This window comes from Bacillus cereus group sp. N6, from assembly GCF_016483705.1.
Taxonomy (GTDB): domain Bacteria; phylum Bacillota; class Bacilli; order Bacillales; family Bacillaceae_G; genus Bacillus_A; species Bacillus_A wiedmannii.
The window spans coordinates 17,943-41,277 of record NZ_JAEHBI010000008.1 but is presented as its reverse complement, the minus strand read 5'-3'; the positions used below and the strand labels follow the sequence as shown (position 1 = coordinate 41,277).

Below are 23,335 nucleotides of genomic sequence, written 5' to 3'. Positions count from 1 at the left end.
AATTAATCGTGAATTTGCTATACTATTTTGTATGGACAAAAGGGGAGGCTCTTTTAATGAGAAAAGTTGCGTGTGCAAATACTTATATTAATAAAATAAAGCCCGTTATTAGAAAAACGAGTTTTAGCCAATTGAAAATAGATGAAATTGCGAAATATATGGATATTAGTAAAGCTACTTTATATAAACGTTTTTCTTCAAAAGATGAGATTATTGAAGCAGTGGTAGAAGATTTTATGAACTACCTTCTTGAAGGAGATGCGGATAATCAAGATGAAAGTATGTCTTTTGCAGAACGTTTCCAAAAGACGTTTATCCACTCTTTAAAATGTGTGACATATATTTCTGATGTCTTTTTACAAGATTTGAAAGAGGCATATCCGCATTTATCTGATCAGCTAGTCACTGCACAACAAAATCGTAATCATAATTTGCAAATGTTTTTTGAAGCGGGTATGGAACAAGGCTACTTTAATAAAATGAACGCACAATTATTTATGGTGCAAGATGATGTGATGTTAAGACGTATTATAGATCATTCTTTTTGTATTCAGTACGATATTACGTTAAAGAAAGCGATACTTGATTTTTATCAATTGAAGAAGTATCAACTTTTTAAACCAGAGTATATAGATACAATTGATGATTCCGAAATTGAAAAAGAAGTTATTGCTATTTTGCAAATGATTTCGTAAAAAAGCAGGTTTTCCTATGATAATGGAAAACCTGCTTTTTTTATCACCTGTTATTTGTTTACGTGTTGTAATACTAATTCAGCTACTGAACCACCTGAAGCTGGGTTTTGACCAGTGATAACACGATTATCTTCTATAGCATAAGCTTCCCAAGGTTGCGCAGCTTTTTCGTAAAGTCCTCCATTTTTAATGAGTTCATCTTCTGTTAAAAATGGAACAAATTGATCTAATTCAGCTAGTTTTTCTTCTTCGTTTGAAAAACCTGTTACTTTTTTACCACTAATTAAACGTTCCCCATTACTTAATGTGATATGAAATAAACCAGCAGCTCCGTGACAAACAGAGGAAACGATTCCGCCATTTTCATAAATGTTGCGGCTAATCATTTGAAGTTCTTTATTTTCTGGGAAGTCCCAAATTACACCGTGACCGCCTGCGTAATAAATGACGGAGTAGTCTGCTGGATTCACTTCACTCGGTTTCATTGTAGAACCGAGACGATTCATAAATTCTTTCTTTTGATACCATTCCCAATCGATGCTCTCCGCCATTGCTAAACTATGCGGATCAATTGGTGTATAACCGCCTTGTGGGCTGACATAATCTACTTCGTAACCAGCTTCTTCTACTTTTTTAACGAAATGGACAGCTTCACCAAGCCAAAGACCAGTAGCTCTATTTAAATTTGGATATTTTTCTACGCTCGTTAATACGACTAACATTTTTTTCTTCATCATAATCCTCCTATAATGTTTCTTCTATATAAAAGCTCTTTATTTACTTAATTTTATTAAGTTAGAAATTGCAAACTTGAATAACCACGTCAGTCCTCCTTATATCGGATTCGAAATTAGTGTATAACAATTCTTGAACAAAGTAAACTAAAAACACTAATTTAGTTCACTTTGTATATTTTTCGTTGACAAACTGTAATGCTGAAACTATGATAGTTCCATGAATATCGAACAACATACATGCTTCGTTTCGAATTCAGTTTGTCGCGCGATAAATTTATACATTTGATGAAGTTGTTTAGTGGTGATAGCGGAGGATGAAGACCACCCGCTGATTAAAGTTTCACTTTATTTTTCATTTACAGTTACTACAATCAGGAGAGGTGCTACACATGGGGAAAGATATAAGTAACCATTCAAAATGGTTTGTTCTTACATTATGTTTTATCGTTTTATTAGGACCGATGAATGCGGTTTTATTTAATATAGCGTTAGAAGATATTGCTAATGATTTATCCATTAGCCAATCGAAAGTAAGCTGGGTTGTAGTAGGTTATTCCTTGGTTGTCGGTATTGGTTCGATGATCTATGGGAAGCTGGCTGATCGTTACAGTGTAAAAAAATTATTAATTATTTCAATCATCATATTTGTAGCGGGTTCTATTATTGGATTTATGAATCAATCTTATACGATTACCATTCTTGCAAGATTAGTGCAGGCGAGTGGAGGAGCGGCGTTTATTGCGCTTAGTATGATTGCAGTGGCAAAATTAGTTGTTCCTGATAAGAAGTCTGATGCATTAGCGATGATCAGTTCTTCTATTGCATTAGCAATAGGTATTGGTCCTTTAGTTGGCGGGGCTATTACAAATACATTGGGTTGGCCATATTTATTTTTATTTATGGTTATTTCAGTAGTTGGGATTTTCTTGCTTATAAAATTTATGCCAGAAGAAGCACAGCATACGGATGAAGCGTTTCATTTTGATTACATTGGAGCGGTGTTATTATTTGCGTTCATTACGACTGTTTTATTAGGTGTAAATATTAATAGTTGGCTATTTGTGTTATCGGTAGTTTTCTTATTTTTATTCACGGTTCGTATGAAGAACGCGGAGCATCCATTTATTGATATTGAGTTGTTTGCAAATAAACCATTTCTTCGTTTAATAGTGGTCGGATTTATAATGAATGTGGCGCTATGTGCTAGTTTATTATTATTACCATTGCTGTTAGGAAGAGAGCACGGATTGTCTCCATTCGTTATCGGAATTGCATTGTTTATTGCATCACTCTTTGGTATTGTATCTAGTTTTATTACTGGAAAAATTGTCCCTTCCTTTGGAAATGTGAATATGATTTATGTAGCGTCTGTCATTATGATCGTTGGCTTTTTAATTTTAGGGTTTATTCCGAATGGGAACATAGTCGTTATTGTAGTGGCGATTATTTTAACATTTATGAGTTATTCAGCTATTCAAGTATCATTAAACACATTTATACCGAAAACATTACATCCAACTAAAGTTGGAGTCGGTCTTGGTTTATATAATTTAATTAACTTTTTCGGTATGGCATTTGGACCAGCTGTAGCGAGCAAAATTATGGAATCTACAAATAGTTATCGTTTGAATTTTATTTTAATTGTCATTTTAATTTCTTCTCATTTCTTCTTATTAATAGGAATGTCTTCTTTCCAAAAAAAGATGGAGCAATAAATACGCGCTTTATATAGAAGAAACCGACTTTCATATAGAAGGTCGGTTATTTTTCTGTCTTGCAAATTATGAAAAAAAGGAGCAAAATAAAAAAGTCCTAGTCTATACAGGTACAAATGAAAATTTTCATACAGAAGCAGTTTAAGTTAGCGAACTTAAAGTGTGTAAAATATAATGATAAAATAAGATGATGAATGAGAAAACGGGTGATGAAGTTGAATAGAGCAATCGGTGTTATCGATTCAGGAGTTGGCGGTTTAACAGTAGCGAAGGAATTAATTCGTCAGTTGCCGAAAGAGCGTATTATATATTTAGGGGATACGGCACGTTGCCCTTATGGTCCACGTTCTCGAGAAGAAGTGCGTCAATTTACGTGGGAAATGACGGAGCATTTACTAGATTTAAATATCAAAATGTTAGTTATTGCGTGTAATACAGCAACTGCGGTTGTATTAGAAGAGATGCAGAAACAATTACCAATTCCAGTGGTAGGAGTTATTCACCCAGGATCACGTACAGCTTTAAAAGTGACAAACACGTATCATGTTGGGATTATTGGAACGATTGGAACGGTGAAAAGTGGTGCATACGAAGAAGCGCTAAAGTCTATTAATAACCGTGTTATGGTAGAAAGTTTAGCGTGTCCGCCTTTCGTTGAGCTTGTAGAGAGTGGGAATTTTGAAAGTGAAATGGCGTATGAAGTTGTACGAGAAACGTTGCAACCGCTGAAAAATACTGATATTGATACACTTATTTTAGGTTGTACACATTATCCAATTTTAGGTCCTGTTATTAAAAAAGTAATGGGAGATAAAGTACAACTCATTAGTTCAGGTGATGAAACAGCGCGCGAAGTAAGTACAATTTTATACCATAGTAAAATGTTGAATGAGGGAGAGGAACAAAGTGATCATCTCTTCTTAACGACAGGAAAAATAGGCCTATTTAAAGAAATTGCATCAAAATGGTTCGGTCAACCGATTGAAAATGTGAAACATATTCATTTAGAAAAAGAATAATAGTAGAATCCATATAAGTGAGCTCCTGAGAAATCAGGAGTTTTTTTGTTTATAGGAAGCACAGCTTGTTCTAAAAAGTGAAACAGCTCGTATACATAATAGTACAAACTTAGATTTTAGGGGGGAATGGCATGCCTAAATCCACTTTTAAATGGGTTGTTGGTGCTACTGTGAGCGCTGTTTTACTAACAGGGTGTGGCTTTATAAATCAGGAGAAAGCAACGGAACAAATTGATCCGCCAAAACAAGTTACGTATACAGAGGGTGGAAAGAAAGAAGTAGCTAAGAAAGATAAGCAAGGACAAACGGTGAATAGAGAACTATACCTTGTTGATAAAAATGGCTATGTTGTACCGCAAACGTTAGCTATACCTACTCCGAAAGCGAATGAGGTCATTCAGCAAACGTTAGAGTACCTTGTGAAAGATGGACCGGTAACGAATTTATTACCGAATGGGTTCCGTGCAGTCATTCCAGCGAATACATCGATGACACTAGATTTGAAAAAAGATGGGACGGCAGTCATTGATTTCTCTAAAGAAATGAAAAACTATGCAAAAGAGGAAGAGCGTCAGTTGGTTGAGTCAATAGCCTGGACGTTGACGCAATTTAAAGAAATAAAACAAGTGCAGTTCCAAATAAATGGTGAGAAATTGGCAAAGATGCCTGCTGGTGGTACACCGATTGGTGAAGGGGTGAGCCGTGCTAATGGTATCAACTTCGATGATGAACAAGTAGCGGATGTAACAAATACAAAACCGGTTACACTTTATTTTATGGCACAAAATAATAATAAGCAGCAATACTACGTACCAGTAACACGCCGCGTTGTAGAAGGAAAAGAAAATGATTATGCAGCAATTGTAGATGAACTTGTAAAAGGACCGATTCATCAATCGCTTCTGAATGATTTTAATCCAGGAGTTAAGTTGATTACGAATCCGAAGTTACAAGATGGAAATCTTACATTAAACTTTAATGAAAATATATTTATAAACCCAGATAAAAATATGGTTTCAAATTACGTATTGAAGTCGTTAGTTTTATCTTTAACAGAAAAGAAAGGCGTGAAAAGTGTTTCTATTGAAGTAAATGGTAAAGCGAATCTTATAGATGAAAAGGGCGGAAAGTTAATAAAACCTGTCGATCGTCCAGAAAACGTGAATACAGGTAGTTTTTAATCTTCAATAATTTGATATACTTAAGTAAGAAAGGGGAATTGCTTTTTGGGTTCCTCTTCTTTTATTGTATACATATCATACATTTAAATTTGGCTATACTAACAAGTAGTTATGAGGAGGTTATTTTTATGCGAGTAGATGGTAGAGAGAAAACAGAATTACGCCATATACATATTCATACGAATTATTTAAAACATCCAGAGGGATCAGTATTAATTGAGGTTGGGGATACAAAGGTAATTTGCTCAGCGACAATTGAAGAGCGTGTCCCACCGTTTATGCGTGGAGAAGGAAAGGGCTGGGTAACAGCTGAATATGCGATGATTCCACGTGCAACAGAACAACGTACAATTAGGGAATCAAGTAAAGGGAAAGTAACAGGACGTACAATGGAAATCCAGCGCTTAATTGGACGAGCATTACGTGCGGTAGTTGACTTAGAAGCACTTGGTGAGAGAACGGTTTGGATTGATTGTGATGTTATTCAAGCGGATGGTGGAACGAGAACTGCTTCTATTACAGGTGCATATGTAGCAATGGTATTAGCGTTTGAGAAGTTATTACAAGCAGAAAAAGTATCTAAAATTCCAGTAAAAGATTATTTAGCAGCAACGTCAGTAGGAATTGTTGAAGAGCAAGGTGTTGTTTTAGATTTAAACTACGCAGAAGATTCTAAAGCAGACGTTGATATGAACGTAATTATGACTGGAAAAGGTCAGTTTGTTGAAGTGCAAGGAACTGGAGAAGAGGCGACGTTTAGCAGAGCGCAGTTAAATGAATTACTTGATGCTGCGGAACAAGGTATCTTCCAACTAATCGACATGCAAAAAGAAGCGTTAGGTGACATCGTATCTCATATAGAGTAGAGGTGGAAAGTATGAAACAAGTTGTTATAGCGACAAAAAATATAGGGAAAGTACGTGAATTTGCTGAGTTATTTGAGCGATTTGATTTAGAAGTAAAATCATTGCACGATTTTCCTCATATTGAAGAAGTCGAAGAAACTGGTGAAACATTTGAAGAAAATGCGATCTTAAAAGCGGATAGTCTGAGTAGACAGCTGAATGCGATCGTAATCGCGGATGATTCAGGCCTTATTGTAGATGCTTTAAATGGAAAACCAGGCGTGTATTCAGCTCGTTTTGCTGGAGAGCCGAAAGATGATCAAGCGAATATTGATAAAGTGTTACAAGAATTAAATGAAATAGCGTTTGAAAAGCGTAAAGCTCGTTTCTACTGTGCATTAGCAGTGGCTTTCCCTGAAGGGGATAAAAAGCCTGTCATTGTAAACGGGACGTGCGAAGGGTATATTTTAGAGCAGCGCCGCGGGGAAAACGGCTTTGGATATGATCCGATTTTTTATGTGGAAGAATATAAAAGAGCGATGGCGGAACTAAGTTCAGATGAGAAAAATGCCATTAGCCACCGTGGACGTGCTCTTCGTAAGCTAGAAGAAAAAATCCCTGAATGGTTTTTAGGAGAATAAGGGAGAGAGATTGATGAAAGCTTTAATCGTAAGCGATAGTCATAGCTCCGTGAAGGAATTACAGCAGTTGAAAGAGAACTATGAAGGAAAAGTAGATGTCATGATTCATTGCGGTGATTCAGAGCTAACGCCTGCTCATGAAGAGCTGCAAGGTTTCCATGTTGTAAAAGGGAACTGTGATTATGCTAACTTTCAAGATGAAATTGTAACTGATGTAGATGGCATTCGTTTCGTAGTTGTGCACGGACATCGTCATAACGTGAAAATGACATTACAAACATTAGCGTACCATGCGGAAGAGGTAGGGGCGCAAGTTGCATGCTTCGGACACTCTCACGTATTAGGTGCAGAATTAATCGATGGCGTTTTATTTATTAATCCAGGCAGTATTTTATTGCCACGTCAGCGTGTAGAAAAGACATTTGCTTTATTAGAAATGGATGAAAATCAAATGGAAGTTCGTTTTGAAACATTAGACGGACAACTAGTTGAACAAGCAGTTTTTAAAAGAGGATAAGAAAAATTATCCTCTTTTAAAAAAGGTGTTGACTTTATGTATGGTTATACATATAATAAATATTGTCGATAGGGCAACAGCGCTAACGAAGAAAAATAAAATAACATATGCGGGTGTAGTTTAGTGGTAAAACAAGAGCCTTCCAAGCTCTGGTCGAGAGTTCGATTCTCTTCACCCGCTCCATGTCCCAGTAGCTCAGCCGGATAGAGCATACGCCTTCTAAGCGTACGGTCGGGAGTTCGAATCTCTCCTGGGACGCTAAAAAAACCTTGTTATCTTTTGATAACAAGGTTTTTTGTTTGTTTAAAAATTGATGTATGTGCAAGAGGTGTAAAAAATATAAAGTAACATATGATAATTATTATATACAATAGATTAAAGTGCATTAAGAAAAGAGCGCTATTTATGCGCCCTATTTCTCTTGTTTAATTTAAAGAATCAATAGGCTTATGATGAAACTTAAATCCATATCTATATTATCCCAATTGTTCACTTAGAATGTTATAAAACTTTTTACCATTCTAGTACGATTAAGTAGCCGTTATCGGAACTTATCCCCGACAGTGTGTTACAATTAATAGAAGCGGAAAACGAGAATCTCCAATTGACTGGACGTGTGATTGGTTGGACAGTTTAAGAAGGTTGTATAAAAAAGGGAGATGGCGCAAAGATGGCTAGATCAAATGAGAATGATTTAACAGAGAAATTGGCAGAAGGTCACCGGAAATATGGTGATGGCAACTTTACAGTACAGAACATCGGTGATGAAACTAACCCAGATTGGACTGTCGTAAAAAATGTGAGGAAGGGATCGGCAGGCATTCGTGAAGGAGAAGATATATTAAGACTGCGATCAAAATATATAAAATAGTACGGGAATGGGCGGAGTGGGAGTTCAAATCTCTCCTGGGACGCTAAGAAACCCTTGTTATCTTTTGATAACAAGGGTTTCTTGTTTAGTTATTAATAAACTTCTCAAATACAAAACCATAATCTTTCACGTTATATTGTTTCTTCGTATCAACGAGCCAGTTAAAGGCAATCTCGTTCATTTCTTTAAATTGTTCTGCTAAATTTACTTGTGCGTTTGAAATACGGCTGAAAGCGTTAGATGCCATATCTAGACTTTTATGTGCATACTGTAATGTAATATCGTTGTCGTATGAAATTTCTTCTATTTTAAGTAAAGCCTTATATAAATCTTTTAATTCTTCAATATGTTTTTTATGAACATCAATTGAATAATGCTCATCCCCCATCTGGAACTTAATTTCTACGTCTAAATCAATCGTTCCTGCAGTTTCAAGTGCTACGTTTTTAATTTGATACTTACTATAACTAAAGCGGCGTAGTGTACGTTTTTTACTTGTTGCACTTGTACCATCTAGGTGGATTAATCCTTTGTTTGTGAAACAATATTCATCTGATTTTGATTTGATTAAAAAATAAATTTTCTCCCCATCTTCATGCATCACGTAATCATCAGCATCAACTTTATCGTAATCTTTCGGTGTAATGACAGAACCTACATCGCTTAGCCCTAATACATCTGCAGCCATTTTTTTAAACATACATAATCCCCCTTTTAAATTAAATTCTTAATTGTATAAAAATATATTAACACGATTTCAATGAAGTGTTTTCTTATAATTAAAAACATTTGAAGGTAAGTTAAGAAAAGTAACAAATAATTATTTCAACCCTAAGTTATTTAGTAAATCTATCAGTTTAAGAGTGGATTCTCCGAAAAATAACCAGGAGAAAAAGTTAATTTTGCAAGTAATTATAGAGAAATTCCGTGAAAACCTCTCAAGTAATATGAGGTTTTTTTCTATCCATTTTGAAATCTTACAATTCTGTAAGGTAACTGTAAGGAAGTTCGATGGTAACAAATTGCTAATCCTCTATAATAAAGGTAACAACGATAAAACGAGGAGGAAGAAATGATGAAAGGATTAATTGTAACGGGTTTAACAGTTGCTTTTGGATTTGTAGCGTATGAGAAATTAACGTATGTAGTTGATGTTGTAAAACATTTAATCGCTTAGTAAAAAAACTGCCATGAGAGGGAAAGGGAATGAGTGAATGAATGGAATGGTTATTTGGAATTATAGGTACTTGTAGTGTAGTGTTATTGTTCTTTGTCCCGAGTGGTATACTTAGTTCGACAACGAGTTTGTTCTTCTTAAGTTTGTTTGCTTGTACGATGCTTATTATTATGTTTTTAATGAAGCGAAGTAAACCAATCTTCTATTTTAGCATGATTGTTATGGCAATTATTGTTCTCCAAATTATTACCCTTGTTATATACCCCACTATTATAAAAGCTTTCCATTAATGATGAATCCTCTGCTTTAATTGCTGAGGATTTTTATTTGTACATTTTTAATTTTTAGTAAGGATTTGTTTATATCGAAATGTAAAAATTAAATATTTCCATATTTCAAACAAAGGGTTTTGGGATGTTGTGTTCTTATTACTCATTTGATATATTTACTTTAAAGATAATTAAAATCTAGAAAAAGAGGCGGACGTATGGATAAAAAAGAAAATACGGTCGTATTGTTTCCACAACTATCAGAGCGATATATTGATGAAGGTTTTTTAGCACTGAAAGAGCGGAAATTCGAAGATGCATTGCGCTGCTTTGAAATATTACGTCAGTATAATGCAGAAACGGAACAAACGGAACTCGCTTCTGTTATTTGTTTGTTAGAATTAAAACATATGGAAGAAGCGAAAGACAAATGTGAACAGTTACTTGAAACAGGAGCTGTATTATTTGGTGATATTCTTGAAACATATGTGACGATTTTAGTTCAAACAAATGATTATGAAGGTGTCATTGAAATCGTTGAAAAGGTTTTGCAAACGAAAGATGTAATGCCTGAGCAAAAGGAAAAATTAGCACAGCTCGCTTTATTTGCAGAAGGTATGTTAAGTGAAGTAGATACGTCACTAGTCGATTCGAATTTTGAATTGGATGAGTTTACTAATGAAATGTTTGGAGAAAACTTTGGGCAAAAGCTAAGAGCGATTCAGCAACTTTCGTTAAAAGACTTGGATCTTGCATTACCTATTTTAAAGAAATTTTTAATAGACGAAAAACAGCACCCTTATTTGAAAACTTCTATTTTATATAAAATGATAGAAAATCAAATAGAAGAAGAGATAGAGGTAGAAAAGTTTGGAAATACGATCAAGGTGATTCCAGCATTTACAGGTCATAATGAGGAGCAATCCAATAACATTATACATACATTATCAAGCCGATTAGAGCAAAATTATCCCGATATATTTGATGCGATGGTTACATATTGGAAAGAATTGCGAATTAGCGTTTTCCCATTCGCTCTATTAATGGATAAAGTGGAGATTTGGGCTGCTGTTTTAGAGAGAATTGGAAGAAAGCGTTTCGGATTGACTATTGATGAAGAAGAGCTTATGACAGCGTATAATATTGAATTAGAAGAGTTTCATATTTCCTATCAATGGTTATTACGTGTTGAAAGAGAAGGATATTTGCCCGTATAATTATGAAAAAGAATCGTTCGGTTCTTGAAACGAGCATATTCTATGTTATAATGTAAGGGTTGCAAAAGGCAGAAATCTGCCTGTTTGTAAGAGAAGAGAAGTGTAATTCTCTTACTTAATATGTTTCATATTATTCTCGAACAAAATATACCGTAGTTGTCTTTTAGACAATTAGTAGATTGGAACATTATATCTGAAAGCTTTTGCTAGAGGATTATTTGTACTTTTGTTATTTCAAAAAAGAGATAATGAAGATTTTAATCTATAGAGGTATGTGCATACATTATTATAGTTGGAGGGAAAGAATAAATGGCTGCAAAATGGGAAAAATTAGAAGGTAACGTAGGCGTTTTAACAATCGAAGTTGATGCTAAAGAAGTAAACAACTCTATCGACGCTGCGTTCAAAAAAGTAGTACAAACAATTAACGTACCAGGTTTCCGTAAAGGGAAAATGCCTCGTCCGTTATTCGAACAACGCTTTGGTATCGAATCTTTATACCAAGATGCTTTAGATATCATCTTACCAAAAGCATACGGTGAAGCGATCGATGAAGCTGGTATCTTCCCAGTTGATCATCCTGAAATCAACATCGAGAAGTTCGAAAAAAATGCTAACCTTATCTTCACTGCAAAAGTTACAGTGAAGCCTGAAGTTAAATTAGGCGAGTACAAAGGTTTAGCAGTAGAAAAAGTTGAAACAACTGTAACTGACGAAGATGTAGAGAACGAATTAAAATCTTTACAAGAGCGTCAAGCTGAACTAGTTGTTAAAGAAGAAGGAACTGTTGAAAACGGTGATACAGCTGTAATCGACTTCGAAGGTTTCGTTGATGGCGAAGCATTTGAAGGCGGAAAAGGCGAAAACTATTCTCTTGCAATCGGTTCTGGTACTTTCATCCCTGGTTTCGAAGAGCAAGTAATTGGTCTTAAATCTGGTGATTCTAAAGAAGTTGAAGTATCATTCCCAGAAGAGTACCACGCTGCTGAATTAGCTGGTAAACCAGCTACATTCAAAGTAACAATTCACGAAATCAAAACAAAAGAACTTCCTGAGTTAAACGACGAGTTCGCTAAAGAAGCTGACGAAGAAGTTGCAACTCTTGATGAATTAAAAACAAAACTTCGTACAAACTTAGAAGAAGGCAAAAAGCACGAAGCTGAGCACAAAGTACGTGACGAAGTAGTAGAATTAGCTGCTGCTAACGCTGAAATCGAGATTCCAGAAGCTATGATCGACACTGAGTTAGATCGTATGGTTCGTGAATTCGAGCAACGTTTAAGCCAACAAGGTATGAACCTTGAGCTTTACTACCAATTCACAGGTACTGACGCTGACAAGTTAAAAGAGCAAATGAAAGAAGACGCTCAAAAACGCGTAAGAATCAATCTTGTTCTTGAAGCTATCATTGAAGCTGAAAACATCGAAGTTACTGAAGAAGAAGTAACTGCAGAAGTTGAAAAAATGGCTGAAATGTACGGTATGCCAGTAGACGCTATCAAGCAAGCTCTTGGAAGCGTAGACGCTTTATCTGAAGACCTTAAAGTGCGTAAAGCTGTAGACTTCTTAGTAGACAACGCTGCATAATAAAATAACAAGGCGCGATTTTAATCGTGCCTTGTTTTATAAATATAGAAATATATTTATAAAACTTTTCGATGAAGAAGGAAAACTTCCTTTACAAGTCGAATATACATATTTCAAAAGTTTTAAAATTTTTTTATTTGTACATAACTAGTCATATTATTTGTATTTCTCGCCACGTAGTGACATAATATGTATTTACATACGATACATTTATCGTGTACATACGAAGGCAAGAGGTTAGCACTTTGTAAGGGGTGTGAAAATATGTTTAAATTTAATGATGAAAAAGGTCAATTAAAATGTTCTTTCTGTGGTAAAACACAAACGCAGGTTCGAAAGTTAGTTGCAGGTCCAGGTGTTTACATTTGTGACGAGTGTATCGAACTTTGTACTGAAATTGTACAAGAGGAGCTTGCGAAGGACGAAGAAGTAGAATTCAAAGATGTACCGAAACCGGTAGAAATTCGTGAAATCTTAGATGAGTATGTCATCGGACAAGATAACGCGAAAAAAGCACTAGCGGTAGCGGTATATAACCATTACAAACGCATTAATTCTAACAGTAAAATTGATGATGTAGAATTAGCGAAGAGTAATATTTCACTTATTGGGCCAACTGGTAGTGGTAAAACATTATTGGCACAAACATTAGCGCGTATTTTAAATGTTCCATTTGCAATCGCGGACGCAACATCTTTAACAGAAGCTGGATATGTAGGGGAAGATGTAGAAAACATCTTACTAAAATTAATCCAAGCAGCTGATTATGATGTAGAGAAAGCGGAAAAAGGAATCATTTATATTGATGAGATTGATAAAGTGGCACGTAAGTCCGAAAATCCATCAATTACACGTGATGTATCTGGTGAAGGTGTACAGCAGGCACTTCTGAAAATTTTAGAAGGTACTGTAGCGAGCGTTCCACCTCAAGGTGGTCGTAAGCATCCGCATCAAGAGTTCATTCAAATTGATACAACGAACATCCTATTCATTTGTGGTGGAGCGTTTGATGGCATTGAGCCAATTATTAAACGTCGCCTTGGTGAGAAAGTAATTGGATTTGGTGCTGAGAAGAAAAATGCTGATGTAAATGAGAAGCATGTTTTATCTCACGTTTTACCAGAGGATCTTTTAAGATTCGGTTTAATTCCGGAGTTTATCGGTCGTCTTCCAGTTATTGCGAATCTAGAGCCGCTTGATGAAGATGCTCTTGTAGATATTTTAACGAAACCGAAAAATGCACTTGTTAAGCAATTCCAAAAATTATTGGAGCTTGACGATGTTGAGTTAGAGTTTGAAGAAGGTGCACTAGTTGAGATTGCGAAAAAAGCAATTGAACGTAAAACAGGTGCTCGTGGACTTCGTTCTATTATTGAAGGCTTAATGCTTGATGTAATGTTCGAACTTCCATCTCGCAAAGATATCGAGAAGTGTATTCTGACGAAAGAAACAGTAGCTGATAATGAACCGCCGAAATTGGTGTTACAAGACGGTACTGTACTTGATACAAAAACATCTGCATAGTGCGAAGAAGAAACAGCAATTTTTATAATTGCTGTTTTTCTTTATGTTTAGCTATGTTCCTCCGCGGAAATACTAAGTGATAAAACATTGCGGGAGGAAATAAATTATGAGCTGGACAAATATATTTTTACTTGTTCAACTTGTTTTTGGTGTAATTGTCGGATTGTATTTTTGGCATTTACTTCGAAATCAGCGAACACAAAAAGTTTCAATTGATCGAGAATCGAAAAAAGAATTAGAACAGCTTCGTAAAATGCGTGAGATTTCTTTAACAGAGCCGCTTGCGGAGAAGGTACGTCCTACATCCTTTTTAGATATTGTAGGGCAAGAGGACGGGATTAAGTCGTTGAAAGCGGCTCTTTGTGGTCCGAATCCGCAACATGTAATTATATATGGTCCGCCAGGTGTCGGGAAGACAGCGGCAGCACGCCTTGTATTGGAAGAAGCGAAACGCAATCCGAAATCTCCATTTCGTACGAATGCAACATTTATCGAACTTGATGCGACGACAGCAAGATTTGATGAACGTGGTATTGCAGACCCATTAATTGGTTCAGTCCATGATCCGATTTATCAAGGGGCAGGTGCAATGGGGCAAGCGGGTATCCCACAGCCGAAAAAAGGGGCTGTAACAGATGCGCATGGTGGTATTTTGTTCATTGATGAGATTGGTGAATTACATCCAATTCAAATGAACAAAATGTTAAAGGTGTTAGAAGATCGGAAAGTATTTTTGGAAAGTGCGTACTATAGTGAAGAAAATTCGATGATTCCAACGTATATACATGATATTTTTCAAAAAGGTTTGCCAGCCGATTTTCGCTTAGTTGGGGCGACGACACGTTCGCCAGAGGAGATTCCTCCTGCTATTCGGTCACGCTGTTTAGAAGTGTTTTTCCGTGAGTTAGATACAGAAGAGATTCAAAAAGTAGCGAAGAATGCAGCTGATAAAGTGGAAATGCAAATAGGTAAAAATGGTGTTGAAATGATCGGGATGTATGCAAGAAATGGACGAGAAGCAATTAACCTTGTACAAATTTCTGCTGGTATGGCAATAAATGAAGAACGTTCTTTCATTAAAGATGAAGATATAGAGTGGGTTGTTCACTCTAGCCAACTTACACCGAAATATGAAAAACGTATTTATCCTATTCCGAGAATCGGTCTTGTAAATGGACTTGCTGTATACGGACCAAATACAGGCGCGTTATTAGAAATTGAAGTAACAGCAATCAAGGCGAAAGATAAAGGGTCGGTAAATGTTACCGGGATTGTGGAAGAGGAAAGTATTGGTAGTCAAACGAAATCCATTCGCCGTAAAAGTATGGCGAAAGGTTCTGTAGATAATGTATTAACAGTACTTCGTTCTCTAGATGTGTTGCCAGAAGGGTACGATATACATATTAATTTTCCAGGTGGTATCCCAATTGATGGGCCTTCGGCAGGTATTGCTATGGCAACAGGTGTATATTCAGCAGTGCATCGTACGTATGTGAGTAATGAAGTAGCGATGACCGGTGAGATAAGTATACACGGGGAAGTGAAACCTATTGGTGGTGTGTACGCAAAAATAAAAGCTGCGAAAAAAGCAGGTGCTAAGAAAGTCATCATTCCTGCTGAAAACATGCAACCGTTTTTGTATACAATAAAAGGAATTGAAATCATTCCTGTTCGTAAGTTAAAAGAAGTATTTGAGCTAACATTTATGCAGGAAAATATGCATCGAGACCTTGATATACATACTACTGTAGACGAAACAGATGCACAATCAATGTGAGAATGAACGATAATAAAATTTGCCAGACTTCGTTTAAGTTTGTATGCTTAAGCGGAGTCTTTTTTCCTTTTTAAAAGGGAGAAAAAACGAGGGATTTACAATTGCGGAAAATCTCTGCAATTGCATCTAGATGTATTGTAATATAAAATAGTTGAACAGGAGTTTAATTTATTATGGAGGTGCTATGTCTAGTATGAATACGAATGAAAGAATCGTACCCCTCCTACCATTAAGAGGCGTTCTCGTATATCCAACGATGGTTCTGCATCTTGATGTAGGACGTGATAAATCGATACAAGCACTAGAGCAGGCGGCAATGGATGAAAATATCATCTTTTTAGCGATGCAAAAAGAAATGAATATCGATGATCCGAAAGAAGATGACATATATAGTGTAGGTACAGTGGCGAAAGTGAAGCAAATGTTAAAATTGCCGAACGGTACGCTTCGTGTCCTTGTAGAGGGTTTACATAGAGCTGAAGTAGTAGAGTTTATCGAAGAAGAGAATGTAGTGCAGGTTTCTATCAAAACGGTAACTGAAGAAGTGGAAGATGATCTAGAAGAGAAAGCTCTTATGCGTACATTACTGGAGCATTTCGAACAATATATTAAAGTTTCGAAAAAAGTTTCAAATGAAACATTTGCAACGGTAGCTGATGTGGAAGAGCCAGGAAGATTAGCTGATTTAATTGCTTCTCACTTGCCGATTAAAACGAAGCAGAAACAAGAAATCTTAGAGATTGTATCTGTGAAGGAACGATTACATACACTTATTTCAATTATTCAAGATGAACAAGAGTTACTTAGTTTAGAAAAGAAAATTGGACAAAAAGTGAAACGTTCAATGGAGCGCACGCAAAAAGAGTATTTCTTGCGTGAGCAAATGAAGGCGATTCAAACTGAACTTGGTGATAAAGAAGGTAAGGGCGGGGAAGTTGAAGAACTTCGTGAGAAAATTGAACAATCAGGAATGCCTGAAGAAACAATGAAGGCTGCACTGAAAGAATTAGACCGTTATGAAAAATTACCAGCAAGTTCTGCGGAGAGCGGTGTTATTCGTAATTATATGGATTGGTTATTAGCACTTCCGTGGACAGAAGCAACAGAAGATATGATTGATCTTGCTCATTCTGAAGAGATTTTGAACAAAGATCATTACGGGCTTGAGAAAGTAAAAGAGCGCGTACTTGAATATTTAGCTGTGCAGAAGTTAACGAATTCATTAAAAGGACCTATCCTTTGCTTAGTAGGACCTCCTGGGGTCGGGAAAACATCGTTAGCGCGTTCGATTGCAACATCATTAAATCGTAATTTTGTCCGTGTATCCCTTGGTGGTGTACGTGATGAATCTGAAATCCGTGGTCACCGTCGTACGTATGTTGGAGCGATGCCAGGACGCATTATTCAAGGTATGAAAAAGGCGAAAACAGTTAATCCAGTCTTTTTATTAGATGAGATTGATAAAATGTCTAACGACTTCCGTGGAGATCCATCAGCGGCATTACTTGAAGTGTTAGACCCAGAACAAAACCATAACTTCAGTGATCATTACATTGAAGAACCGTATGATCTATCGAAAGTTATGTTTGTAGCAACTGCGAATACACTTTCAAGTGTTCCAGGTCCGTTGCTTGACCGTATGGAAATTATTTCAATTGCTGGCTATACAGAACTTGAAAAAGTTCACATTGCCCGTGAACATTTATTGCCGAAACAATTAAAAGAGCATGGCTTACGAAAAGGTAATTTACAAGTACGTGATGAAGCGCTTCTTGAAATTATTCGTTATTATACACGTGAGGCCGGTGTTCGTACGCTAGAGCGTCAAATTGCAAAAGTTTGTCGTAAAGCAGCAAAAATTATCGTTACAGCAGAACGTAAGCGTATTGTAGTAACAGAGAAAAACATTGTTGATTTACTTGGTAAGCACATATTCCGTTATGGGCAAGCTGAAAAAACAGACCAAGTTGGTATGGCAACAGGGTTAGCGTATACAGCAGCAGGCGGTGATACACTTGCGATTGAAGTGTCTGTAGCGCCAGGTAAAGGGAAATTAATTTTAACAGGGAAACTTGGGGATGTTATGAAAGAATCCGCACAAGCAGCGTTTAGCTATATTCGTTCTCGTGCAGAAGAACTTCAGATTGATCCGAATTTCCATGAGAAAAATGATATTCATATTCATGTTCCAGAAGGAGCAGTTCCAAAAGATGGACCGTCAGCAGGTATTACGATGGCAACGGCACTTATTTCTGCACTAACAGGTATTCCTGTAAGTAAAGAAGTGGGGATGACAGGTGAAATTACACTTCGTGGTCGTGTATTACCAATTGGTGGTTTAAAAGAAAAAACATTAAGTGCTCACCGCGCAGGCTTAACAAAAATTATTTTGCCAGCAGAAAACGAGAAAGATTTAGATGATATTCCAGAAAGCGTAAAAGAAAACCTTACGTTTGTGCTTGCATCTCATTTAGATGAAGTATTGGAGCACGCATTAGTAGGAGTGAAACAATGAAAGTAACAAAAGCAGATATTGTAATTAGTGCTGTTAAACCAGAACAATATCCAGACAGTGATTTACCAGAAATTGCATTAGCAGGTCGTTCAAATGTCGGGAAGTCTTCCTTTATTAATAAAATTTTAAATCGTAAAAAGTTAGTACGTATTTCTTCTAAACCAGGGAAAACGCAAACGTTGAACTTCTTCTTGATCAATGAGATGATGCATTTTGTTGACGTTCCAGGTTATGGATATGCGAAAGTATCTAAAACAGAGCGCGCAGCATGGGGCAAGATGATTGAGACTTACTTTACAACACGTGAGCAATTAGACGCAGCTGTATTAGTAGTTGATTTACGTCACCAACCGACAAATGATGACGTGATGATGTATGATTTCTTAAAGCATTATGAAATCCCAACAATTATTATTGCGACGAAAGCCGATAAAATTCCGAAAGGGAAATGGCAAAAGCATTTAAAAGTTGTAAAAGAAACGCTTGCTGTTGAAATTGGCGATGAAATCGTTCTATTCTCTTCTGAAACAGGACTTGGAAAAGAAGAAGCGTGGAAGGCAATTCATAGAATGACAAAAACAAAAAACGCGTGACGAATGTCGCGCGTTTTTTTTATTTACTAAATTTTTTTATCGTACGTTTAATGTAACCTCAATATTACCTCTTGTTGCTTTCGAATAAGGACATACACCGTGAGCGGCTTCTACAAGTTCTTGTGCTTCGTCATGAGAGACGCCAGCAACATGTACATCAAGTACAGCAGATAGGCCGAAACCACCATCTGTATCTTTTCCGATAGAAACGTGAGCAGTTACTTCTGTACTTTCTACTTTCACACGTTTTGTACGAATGACAAGTTGTAATGCACTATCAAAACAAGCGGCATAACCAGCAGCAAATAGTTGTTCTGGATTCGTTGCCTCTCCGCCTGCACCACCTAGTGCTTTCGGCATTTTTACATCAAGATTTAATATGCCATCATCTGAAATTACTTTTCCGTTTCTTCCACCTGTAGCAGTTACTGAAGCAGTATATAATTTATCCATGTTTATTCCCCTTTTCTATCATTAATTGTTTTCATTGTTTCAATTAGTTTATTTAATTGAATTAATAAAGAACGATATTCTTGTTCTGTAATTCCTAAATTTGTTGCCATTGTTTTCGGCAATGAACAAGCCTTTTCTTTTAAGTCTTTACCTTGTTCTGTTAATTTAATACAAACTTTGCGCTCATCTTCTTTGGAACGAACGCGTTTTACAAGTTTTAATGATTCCATTCGTTTTAACATAGGTGTTAACGTACCGGAATCTAAAAATAGACGTTCTCCAATTTCTTTTACTGTTAGTCCATCTTGCTCCCATAGTACGAGTAAAGTAATGTACTGGGGATACGTAATACCCATATCTTCTAAATATGGTCGATAAAAGCGGGTAACTTCTTTAGAACAGGCGTAAATAGAAAAACAAAGTTGGTTATCTAGATGTAAAGAATTCTCTGTCATACATAACTCCTTTCTAATTAAGTTGTGCACAATTTAATTTTATAAAATCAATATAACGAAAAAGAAATACAATGTCAAATACATTGTATTGAGAAAGTTTGTGCTACAATTTGGAACAATCATACATATTTTTCTTCATGATGAAAGAAGATAGGAAAGATGATGTTATAATTCATATGGAATAGTTTCCATCACTTGATTATGAGGGCTTTTTTTGGTAACGTACAAATAGAGTTATTAATTTATAATCATTATAAAGTAGAAAGTCTTTATTAGTTTTACTGAATCTCCTTTATTACATACGGAGAATAAATAAAAAATAATCGGTTGTTCACACGATTGTCAGATTCATAAGAGGAAAGTTGTATTATGATAGTAGATAAAGTGATAAAACGGGTGAAGGGGGACATGCTGCGTGCATATTCTTGTTGTTAGTGTAAATTATCGAACAGCCCCTGTAGAATTTCGTGAGAAACTCACATTTCAGGCAGCAGAGCTAGAGCAAGCAATGACTACATTACAAAATCAAAAGAGCGTGTTAGAGAATGTCATTGTATCAACTTGTAATCGCACTGAGATTTACGCTGTTGTCGATCAATTACACACGGGACGGTATTATATTAAGAAGTTTTTAGCTGATTGGTTTCAGCTTGAAATAGAAGAAGTCGCACCATATTTAACCATTTTTGAACAAGACGGTGCAATAGATCATTTATTCCGCGTGACGTGCGGTTTAGATTCTATGGTAGTTGGAGAAACACAGATTTTAGGCCAAATAAAAGATAGCTTTTTAGAAGCGCAACAAGTAAAAGCGACAGGCACAATTTTTAATGAGTTGTTTAAGCAGGTGGTTACGTTAGCGAAACGTGCGCACTCAGAAACGACGATTGGTGAAAGTGCGATGTCTGTTAGCTATGCTGCTGTTGAGCTCGGAAAGAAAATATTTGGTGAGTTAACAGATTGTCATGTGCTTATTCTTGGTGCTGGTAAGATGGGTGAGCTGGCACTGCAAAACTTATATGGAAGCGGTGCTCGAAAAGTAACCGTCATGAATAGGACGTTTACGAAAGCGGAAGTAATGGCTGAGAAATATATGGGACATGCAAAGCCTTTAAGTGAATTGCAATGTGCATTATTAGAAGCAGATATTTTAATTAGTTCAACTGGTGCATCTGAATATGTCATTACGAAAGAGATGATGACAAAGGTAGAGAAAATGCGCTCTGGTCGTCCGTTATTTATGGTGGATATTGCAGTGCCACGTGATATTGATCCAGCGATTGATGAACTAGAAGGTTCTTTCTTATATGACATTGATGATTTGCAAGGAGTAGTGGAAGCAAATCGTGCTGAGCGTTTGAAAGAAGCAGAGAAAATTCAATTTATGATTGAAGAGGAAATTGTTTTATTTAAAACGTGGTTAAGTACACTTGGTGTTGTTCCGTTAATAGCAGCTCTTCGTGATAAGGCACTTGCTATCCAAAGTGAAACGATGGAAAGCTTGGAACGAAAAATACCGAATCTTAGTGATCGTGAGAGAAAAGTAATTAGTAAGCATACGAAAAGTATTATTAATCAATTATTAAAAGACCCAATTTTAGTAGCGAAAGAAATTGCTGCTGAAGAGGGAGCAGACGAAAAATTAGCGTTATTTGCAAAGATTTTCGACTTAGAAATGGAAGATGTAGAGAGTTGTGCGGAAGAAGTAGAACATAAAAGAGCGTGGACACCATCCGTTCCATCTTTATAATTTGGAAGGATGATCGGATGAGTTTTTTAAATAACAGTATTATTTATCATATTGCAATTATTTTATATGCTTGTAGCATTAGTTTATATTTTATAGATTATTTCCAAAGTAACCGAAAGGCGAACCGATTTGCTTTTTGGTTACTTTCGATTGTATGGGTTCTGCAGTCTATCTTTATGTTACTTAGGGCTACAGATTCAGAAACGAACCCTATATTAACTTTATTATCAGGGATTTATTTTTATGTTTGGCTATTGATTACGATGTCGTTAGTCATTAATCGATTTATGAGAATTGACTTTCTAGTCTTTTTTACAAATGTTGTCGCATTTGGCGTAAGCGCTTTTTCTATTTTTACACCGCTCGGAAAGATGTCGCCGGTACTGGCAGAGCAATTAGTTTCAGAACTTGTATATGTACATGTCGGTATGGCTATTATTTCTTATGCAACTTTCACTGTATCGTTCATTTTTTCTATTATGTATTTATTGCAATATCGCCTATTAAAAAAGAAAAAATGGAATGCGAGATTAAGAAGGTTAGGGAATTTACCGAAGCTAGAATCGATGTCTTACGGATTAAATTTATTTTCTGTTCCATTTTTCTTATTAGCTATTTTATTAGGATGCATATGGGGATATACGAAATTGGACAATTTCCATTGGTATGATACGAAAGTAATCGGGTCTTTTGTCGTTCTATTTGTATATTGTGCTGGCCTGTATTTACGAGTGGCAGATGTGTTGCAAGGGAAGAAAATCGTGCAGTGGAACATCGGAGCATTTCTCGTAATGCTAATCAATATTTTTCTATTAAGCAGTTTATCCAATTTCCACTTTTGGTATTTATAATGAGGAGAGAGAATTATGCGCAAAATTATTGTAGGGTCACGAAAGAGTAAATTAGCATTAACGCAAACAAACTGGTTTATTGATCAGTTAAAAGCACTAGGTTTACCATATGAATTTGAAGTGAAAGAAATCGTCACAAAAGGTGATGTTATTTTAGATGTTACTCTTTCAAAAGTAGGCGGAAAAGGCTTGTTTGTTAAAGAGATTGAACATGCGTTACTTACGAAAGAAATTGATATGGCTGTACATAGTATGAAAGATATGCCGGCCGTACTTCCAGAAGGATTAATGATTGGTTGTACACCGAAGCGTGTTGACCCTCGTGATGCTTTTATCTCAAAAAGCGGAGCAGCGTTTAAAGAGTTAGCAGAAGGCGCTATTTTAGGTACGAGTAGTTTAAGACGCAGTGCACAATTATTAGCTGCGAGACCAGATTTACAAGTGAAGTGGATTCGAGGAAATATCGATACACGTTTACGTAAATTACAAGAAGAAGATTACGATGCAATCATTTTAGCAACAGCTGGATTACAAAGAATGGGCTGGGATAATGAAGTTATTACAGAACATTTAGATGAGACGTTATGTGTACCTGCTGTAGGACAAGGTGCATTAGCGATTGAATGCCGTGAGGATGATAAGGATTTACTACAGTTGTTAGCGCATATGAATGATGCAGTAACAGAAAGAACAGTGGCGGCAGAACGAGTATTTCTTCATAAACTTGAAGGTGGCTGCCAAGTTCCGATCGCTGGATATGCAACTCTTACAGAAAATGATGCAATCGAATTAACAGCTCTTGTCGGTTCTATGGACGGTTCTATTTTATTGAAAGAGACAGTAGTAGGAACTAATCCAGAGGAAGTAGGATTAGAGGCTGCGGACCGTTTAATTAAACAAGGCGCCAAAGAACTCATTCTTGCTGCAAATAAGGGGCAACAATAAA

Annotated in this window: 22 protein-coding genes and 2 tRNA genes; 20 read left to right on the top strand and 4 right to left on the bottom strand. The window is 36.2% G+C overall.

The window, feature by feature from the left end:
- Positions 1–56 precede the first annotated feature (56 nt).
- Complete coding sequence (locus JDS99_RS08845; RefSeq protein WP_088064521.1) at positions 57–695, top strand: TetR/AcrR family transcriptional regulator; 639 nt, start codon at positions 57–59, stop codon at positions 693–695.
- Positions 696–745: 50 nt separating this feature from the next.
- On the opposite strand, the gene JDS99_RS08840 is transcribed toward JDS99_RS08845, so the two are convergent.
- Positions 746–1,429 carry a type 1 glutamine amidotransferase domain-containing protein gene (locus tag JDS99_RS08840; protein WP_098858152.1) on the bottom strand — a complete coding sequence of 228 codons (684 nt, stop codon included), beginning with the start codon at positions 1,427–1,429 and terminating at the stop codon, positions 746–748.
- Between the two features lie 392 nt (positions 1,430–1,821).
- Here JDS99_RS08840 and JDS99_RS08835 point away from each other — a divergent pair, with 392 nt between their 5' ends.
- The 9 genes from JDS99_RS08835 to JDS99_RS08795 all read left to right on the top strand — a co-directional run bounded on the left by JDS99_RS08835 (position 1,822) and on the right by JDS99_RS08795 (position 8,221).
- The gene (locus JDS99_RS08835) at positions 1,822–3,147 is read left to right on the top strand and encodes an MFS transporter (protein ID WP_199694948.1); all 1,326 of its coding nucleotides are present in this window, start codon (positions 1,822–1,824) and stop codon (positions 3,145–3,147) included.
- Positions 3,148–3,356: 209 nt separating this feature from the next.
- Positions 3,357–4,166 carry a glutamate racemase gene (gene racE, locus JDS99_RS08830; protein ID WP_000774000.1) on the top strand — a complete coding sequence of 270 codons (810 nt, stop codon included), beginning with the start codon at positions 3,357–3,359 and terminating at the stop codon, positions 4,164–4,166.
- Between the two features lie 131 nt (positions 4,167–4,297).
- On the top strand, positions 4,298–5,347 hold the full coding sequence (gene gerM / locus JDS99_RS08825) for a spore germination protein GerM (RefSeq protein ID WP_199694947.1): 1,050 nt from the start codon (positions 4,298–4,300) through the stop codon (positions 5,345–5,347).
- 128 nt (positions 5,348–5,475) lie between these two features.
- Positions 5,476–6,213, top strand: coding sequence for a ribonuclease PH (gene rph, locus JDS99_RS08820; RefSeq protein WP_001261765.1), 738 nt, complete (start codon positions 5,476–5,478; stop codon positions 6,211–6,213).
- 11 nt (positions 6,214–6,224) lie between these two features.
- Entirely contained in the window at positions 6,225–6,833 is a 609-nt protein-coding gene (locus JDS99_RS08815) for an XTP/dITP diphosphatase (RefSeq protein WP_141542736.1), read from the top strand.
- 13 nt (positions 6,834–6,846) lie between these two features.
- Positions 6,847–7,350 (top strand): metallophosphoesterase, encoded by a 504-nt coding sequence (locus JDS99_RS08810; RefSeq protein WP_000645521.1) that lies wholly within the window; start codon positions 6,847–6,849, stop codon positions 7,348–7,350.
- A gap of 109 nt (positions 7,351–7,459) precedes the next feature.
- A tRNA-Gly gene (locus tag JDS99_RS08805) sits at positions 7,460–7,533 on the top strand.
- Between the two features lies 1 nt (position 7,534).
- Positions 7,535–7,608 (top strand) — tRNA-Arg (locus tag JDS99_RS08800).
- A 412-nt stretch (positions 7,609–8,020) separates the two neighbouring features.
- Positions 8,021–8,221 (top strand): hypothetical protein, encoded by a 201-nt coding sequence (locus tag JDS99_RS08795; protein ID WP_000124458.1) that lies wholly within the window; start codon positions 8,021–8,023, stop codon positions 8,219–8,221.
- An 85-nt stretch (positions 8,222–8,306) separates the two neighbouring features.
- On the opposite strand, the gene JDS99_RS08790 is transcribed toward JDS99_RS08795, so the two are convergent.
- Entirely contained in the window at positions 8,307–8,921 is a 615-nt protein-coding gene (locus tag JDS99_RS08790) for a PH domain-containing protein (RefSeq protein WP_000473869.1), read from the bottom strand.
- Between the two features lie 518 nt (positions 8,922–9,439).
- On the opposite strand from JDS99_RS08790, the gene JDS99_RS08785 reads away from it, so the two are divergent.
- From JDS99_RS08785 to ysxC, 7 genes are all read left to right on the top strand, one after another.
- On the top strand, positions 9,440–9,688 hold the full coding sequence (locus tag JDS99_RS08785; protein WP_001983650.1) for a hypothetical protein: 249 nt from the start codon (positions 9,440–9,442) through the stop codon (positions 9,686–9,688).
- Positions 9,689–9,885: 197 nt separating this feature from the next.
- Positions 9,886–10,884 carry a hypothetical protein gene (locus JDS99_RS08780; RefSeq protein ID WP_098858169.1) on the top strand — a complete coding sequence of 333 codons (999 nt, stop codon included), beginning with the start codon at positions 9,886–9,888 and terminating at the stop codon, positions 10,882–10,884.
- A 309-nt stretch (positions 10,885–11,193) separates the two neighbouring features.
- Complete coding sequence (gene tig, locus JDS99_RS08775) at positions 11,194–12,471, top strand: trigger factor (RefSeq protein ID WP_000729261.1); 1,278 nt, start codon at positions 11,194–11,196, stop codon at positions 12,469–12,471.
- A gap of 264 nt (positions 12,472–12,735) precedes the next feature.
- A complete protein-coding gene (clpX, locus tag JDS99_RS08770) occupies positions 12,736–13,995 on the top strand; it encodes an ATP-dependent protease ATP-binding subunit ClpX (RefSeq protein WP_000472285.1) in 1,260 nt (419 codons plus the stop codon).
- Positions 13,996–14,101: 106 nt separating this feature from the next.
- Positions 14,102–15,772, top strand: coding sequence for an ATP-dependent protease LonB (lonB, locus tag JDS99_RS08765; protein ID WP_000119166.1), 1,671 nt, complete (start codon positions 14,102–14,104; stop codon positions 15,770–15,772).
- Between the two features lie 184 nt (positions 15,773–15,956).
- On the top strand, positions 15,957–18,287 hold the full coding sequence (gene lon / locus JDS99_RS08760; RefSeq protein ID WP_000097312.1) for an endopeptidase La: 2,331 nt from the start codon (positions 15,957–15,959) through the stop codon (positions 18,285–18,287).
- A complete protein-coding gene (gene ysxC / locus JDS99_RS08755) occupies positions 18,284–18,880 on the top strand; it encodes a ribosome biogenesis GTP-binding protein YsxC (protein WP_000869124.1) in 597 nt (198 codons plus the stop codon). The genes lon and ysxC overlap by 4 nt, the downstream gene beginning before the upstream one ends.
- Positions 18,881–18,916: 36 nt before the next feature.
- On the opposite strand, the gene JDS99_RS08750 is transcribed toward ysxC, so the two are convergent.
- Both JDS99_RS08750 and JDS99_RS08745 read right to left on the bottom strand, forming a co-directional pair.
- Positions 18,917–19,333: an organic hydroperoxide resistance protein gene (locus JDS99_RS08750; RefSeq protein WP_048541345.1), complete on the bottom strand. Its 417-nt coding sequence runs from the start codon at positions 19,331–19,333 to the stop codon at positions 18,917–18,919.
- Positions 19,334–19,335: 2 nt separating this feature from the next.
- Positions 19,336–19,788, bottom strand: coding sequence for a MarR family winged helix-turn-helix transcriptional regulator (locus JDS99_RS08745; protein WP_098135087.1), 453 nt, complete (start codon positions 19,786–19,788; stop codon positions 19,336–19,338).
- 415 nt (positions 19,789–20,203) lie between these two features.
- Between JDS99_RS08745 and hemA the strand changes: the two genes are divergently transcribed.
- From hemA to hemC, 3 genes are read left to right on the top strand one after another with little or no spacing between them, the layout of a single operon-like run.
- Positions 20,204–21,538 carry a glutamyl-tRNA reductase gene (hemA, locus tag JDS99_RS08740; protein WP_000547847.1) on the top strand — a complete coding sequence of 445 codons (1,335 nt, stop codon included), beginning with the start codon at positions 20,204–20,206 and terminating at the stop codon, positions 21,536–21,538.
- Positions 21,539–21,555: 17 nt separating this feature from the next.
- Positions 21,556–22,389 (top strand): cytochrome c biogenesis protein, encoded by an 834-nt coding sequence (locus JDS99_RS08735; protein ID WP_000008998.1) that lies wholly within the window; start codon positions 21,556–21,558, stop codon positions 22,387–22,389.
- A gap of 15 nt (positions 22,390–22,404) precedes the next feature.
- A complete protein-coding gene (gene hemC, locus JDS99_RS08730) occupies positions 22,405–23,334 on the top strand; it encodes a hydroxymethylbilane synthase (protein WP_088064514.1) in 930 nt (309 codons plus the stop codon).
- The last annotated feature ends 1 nt before the right edge of the window (position 23,335 follow it).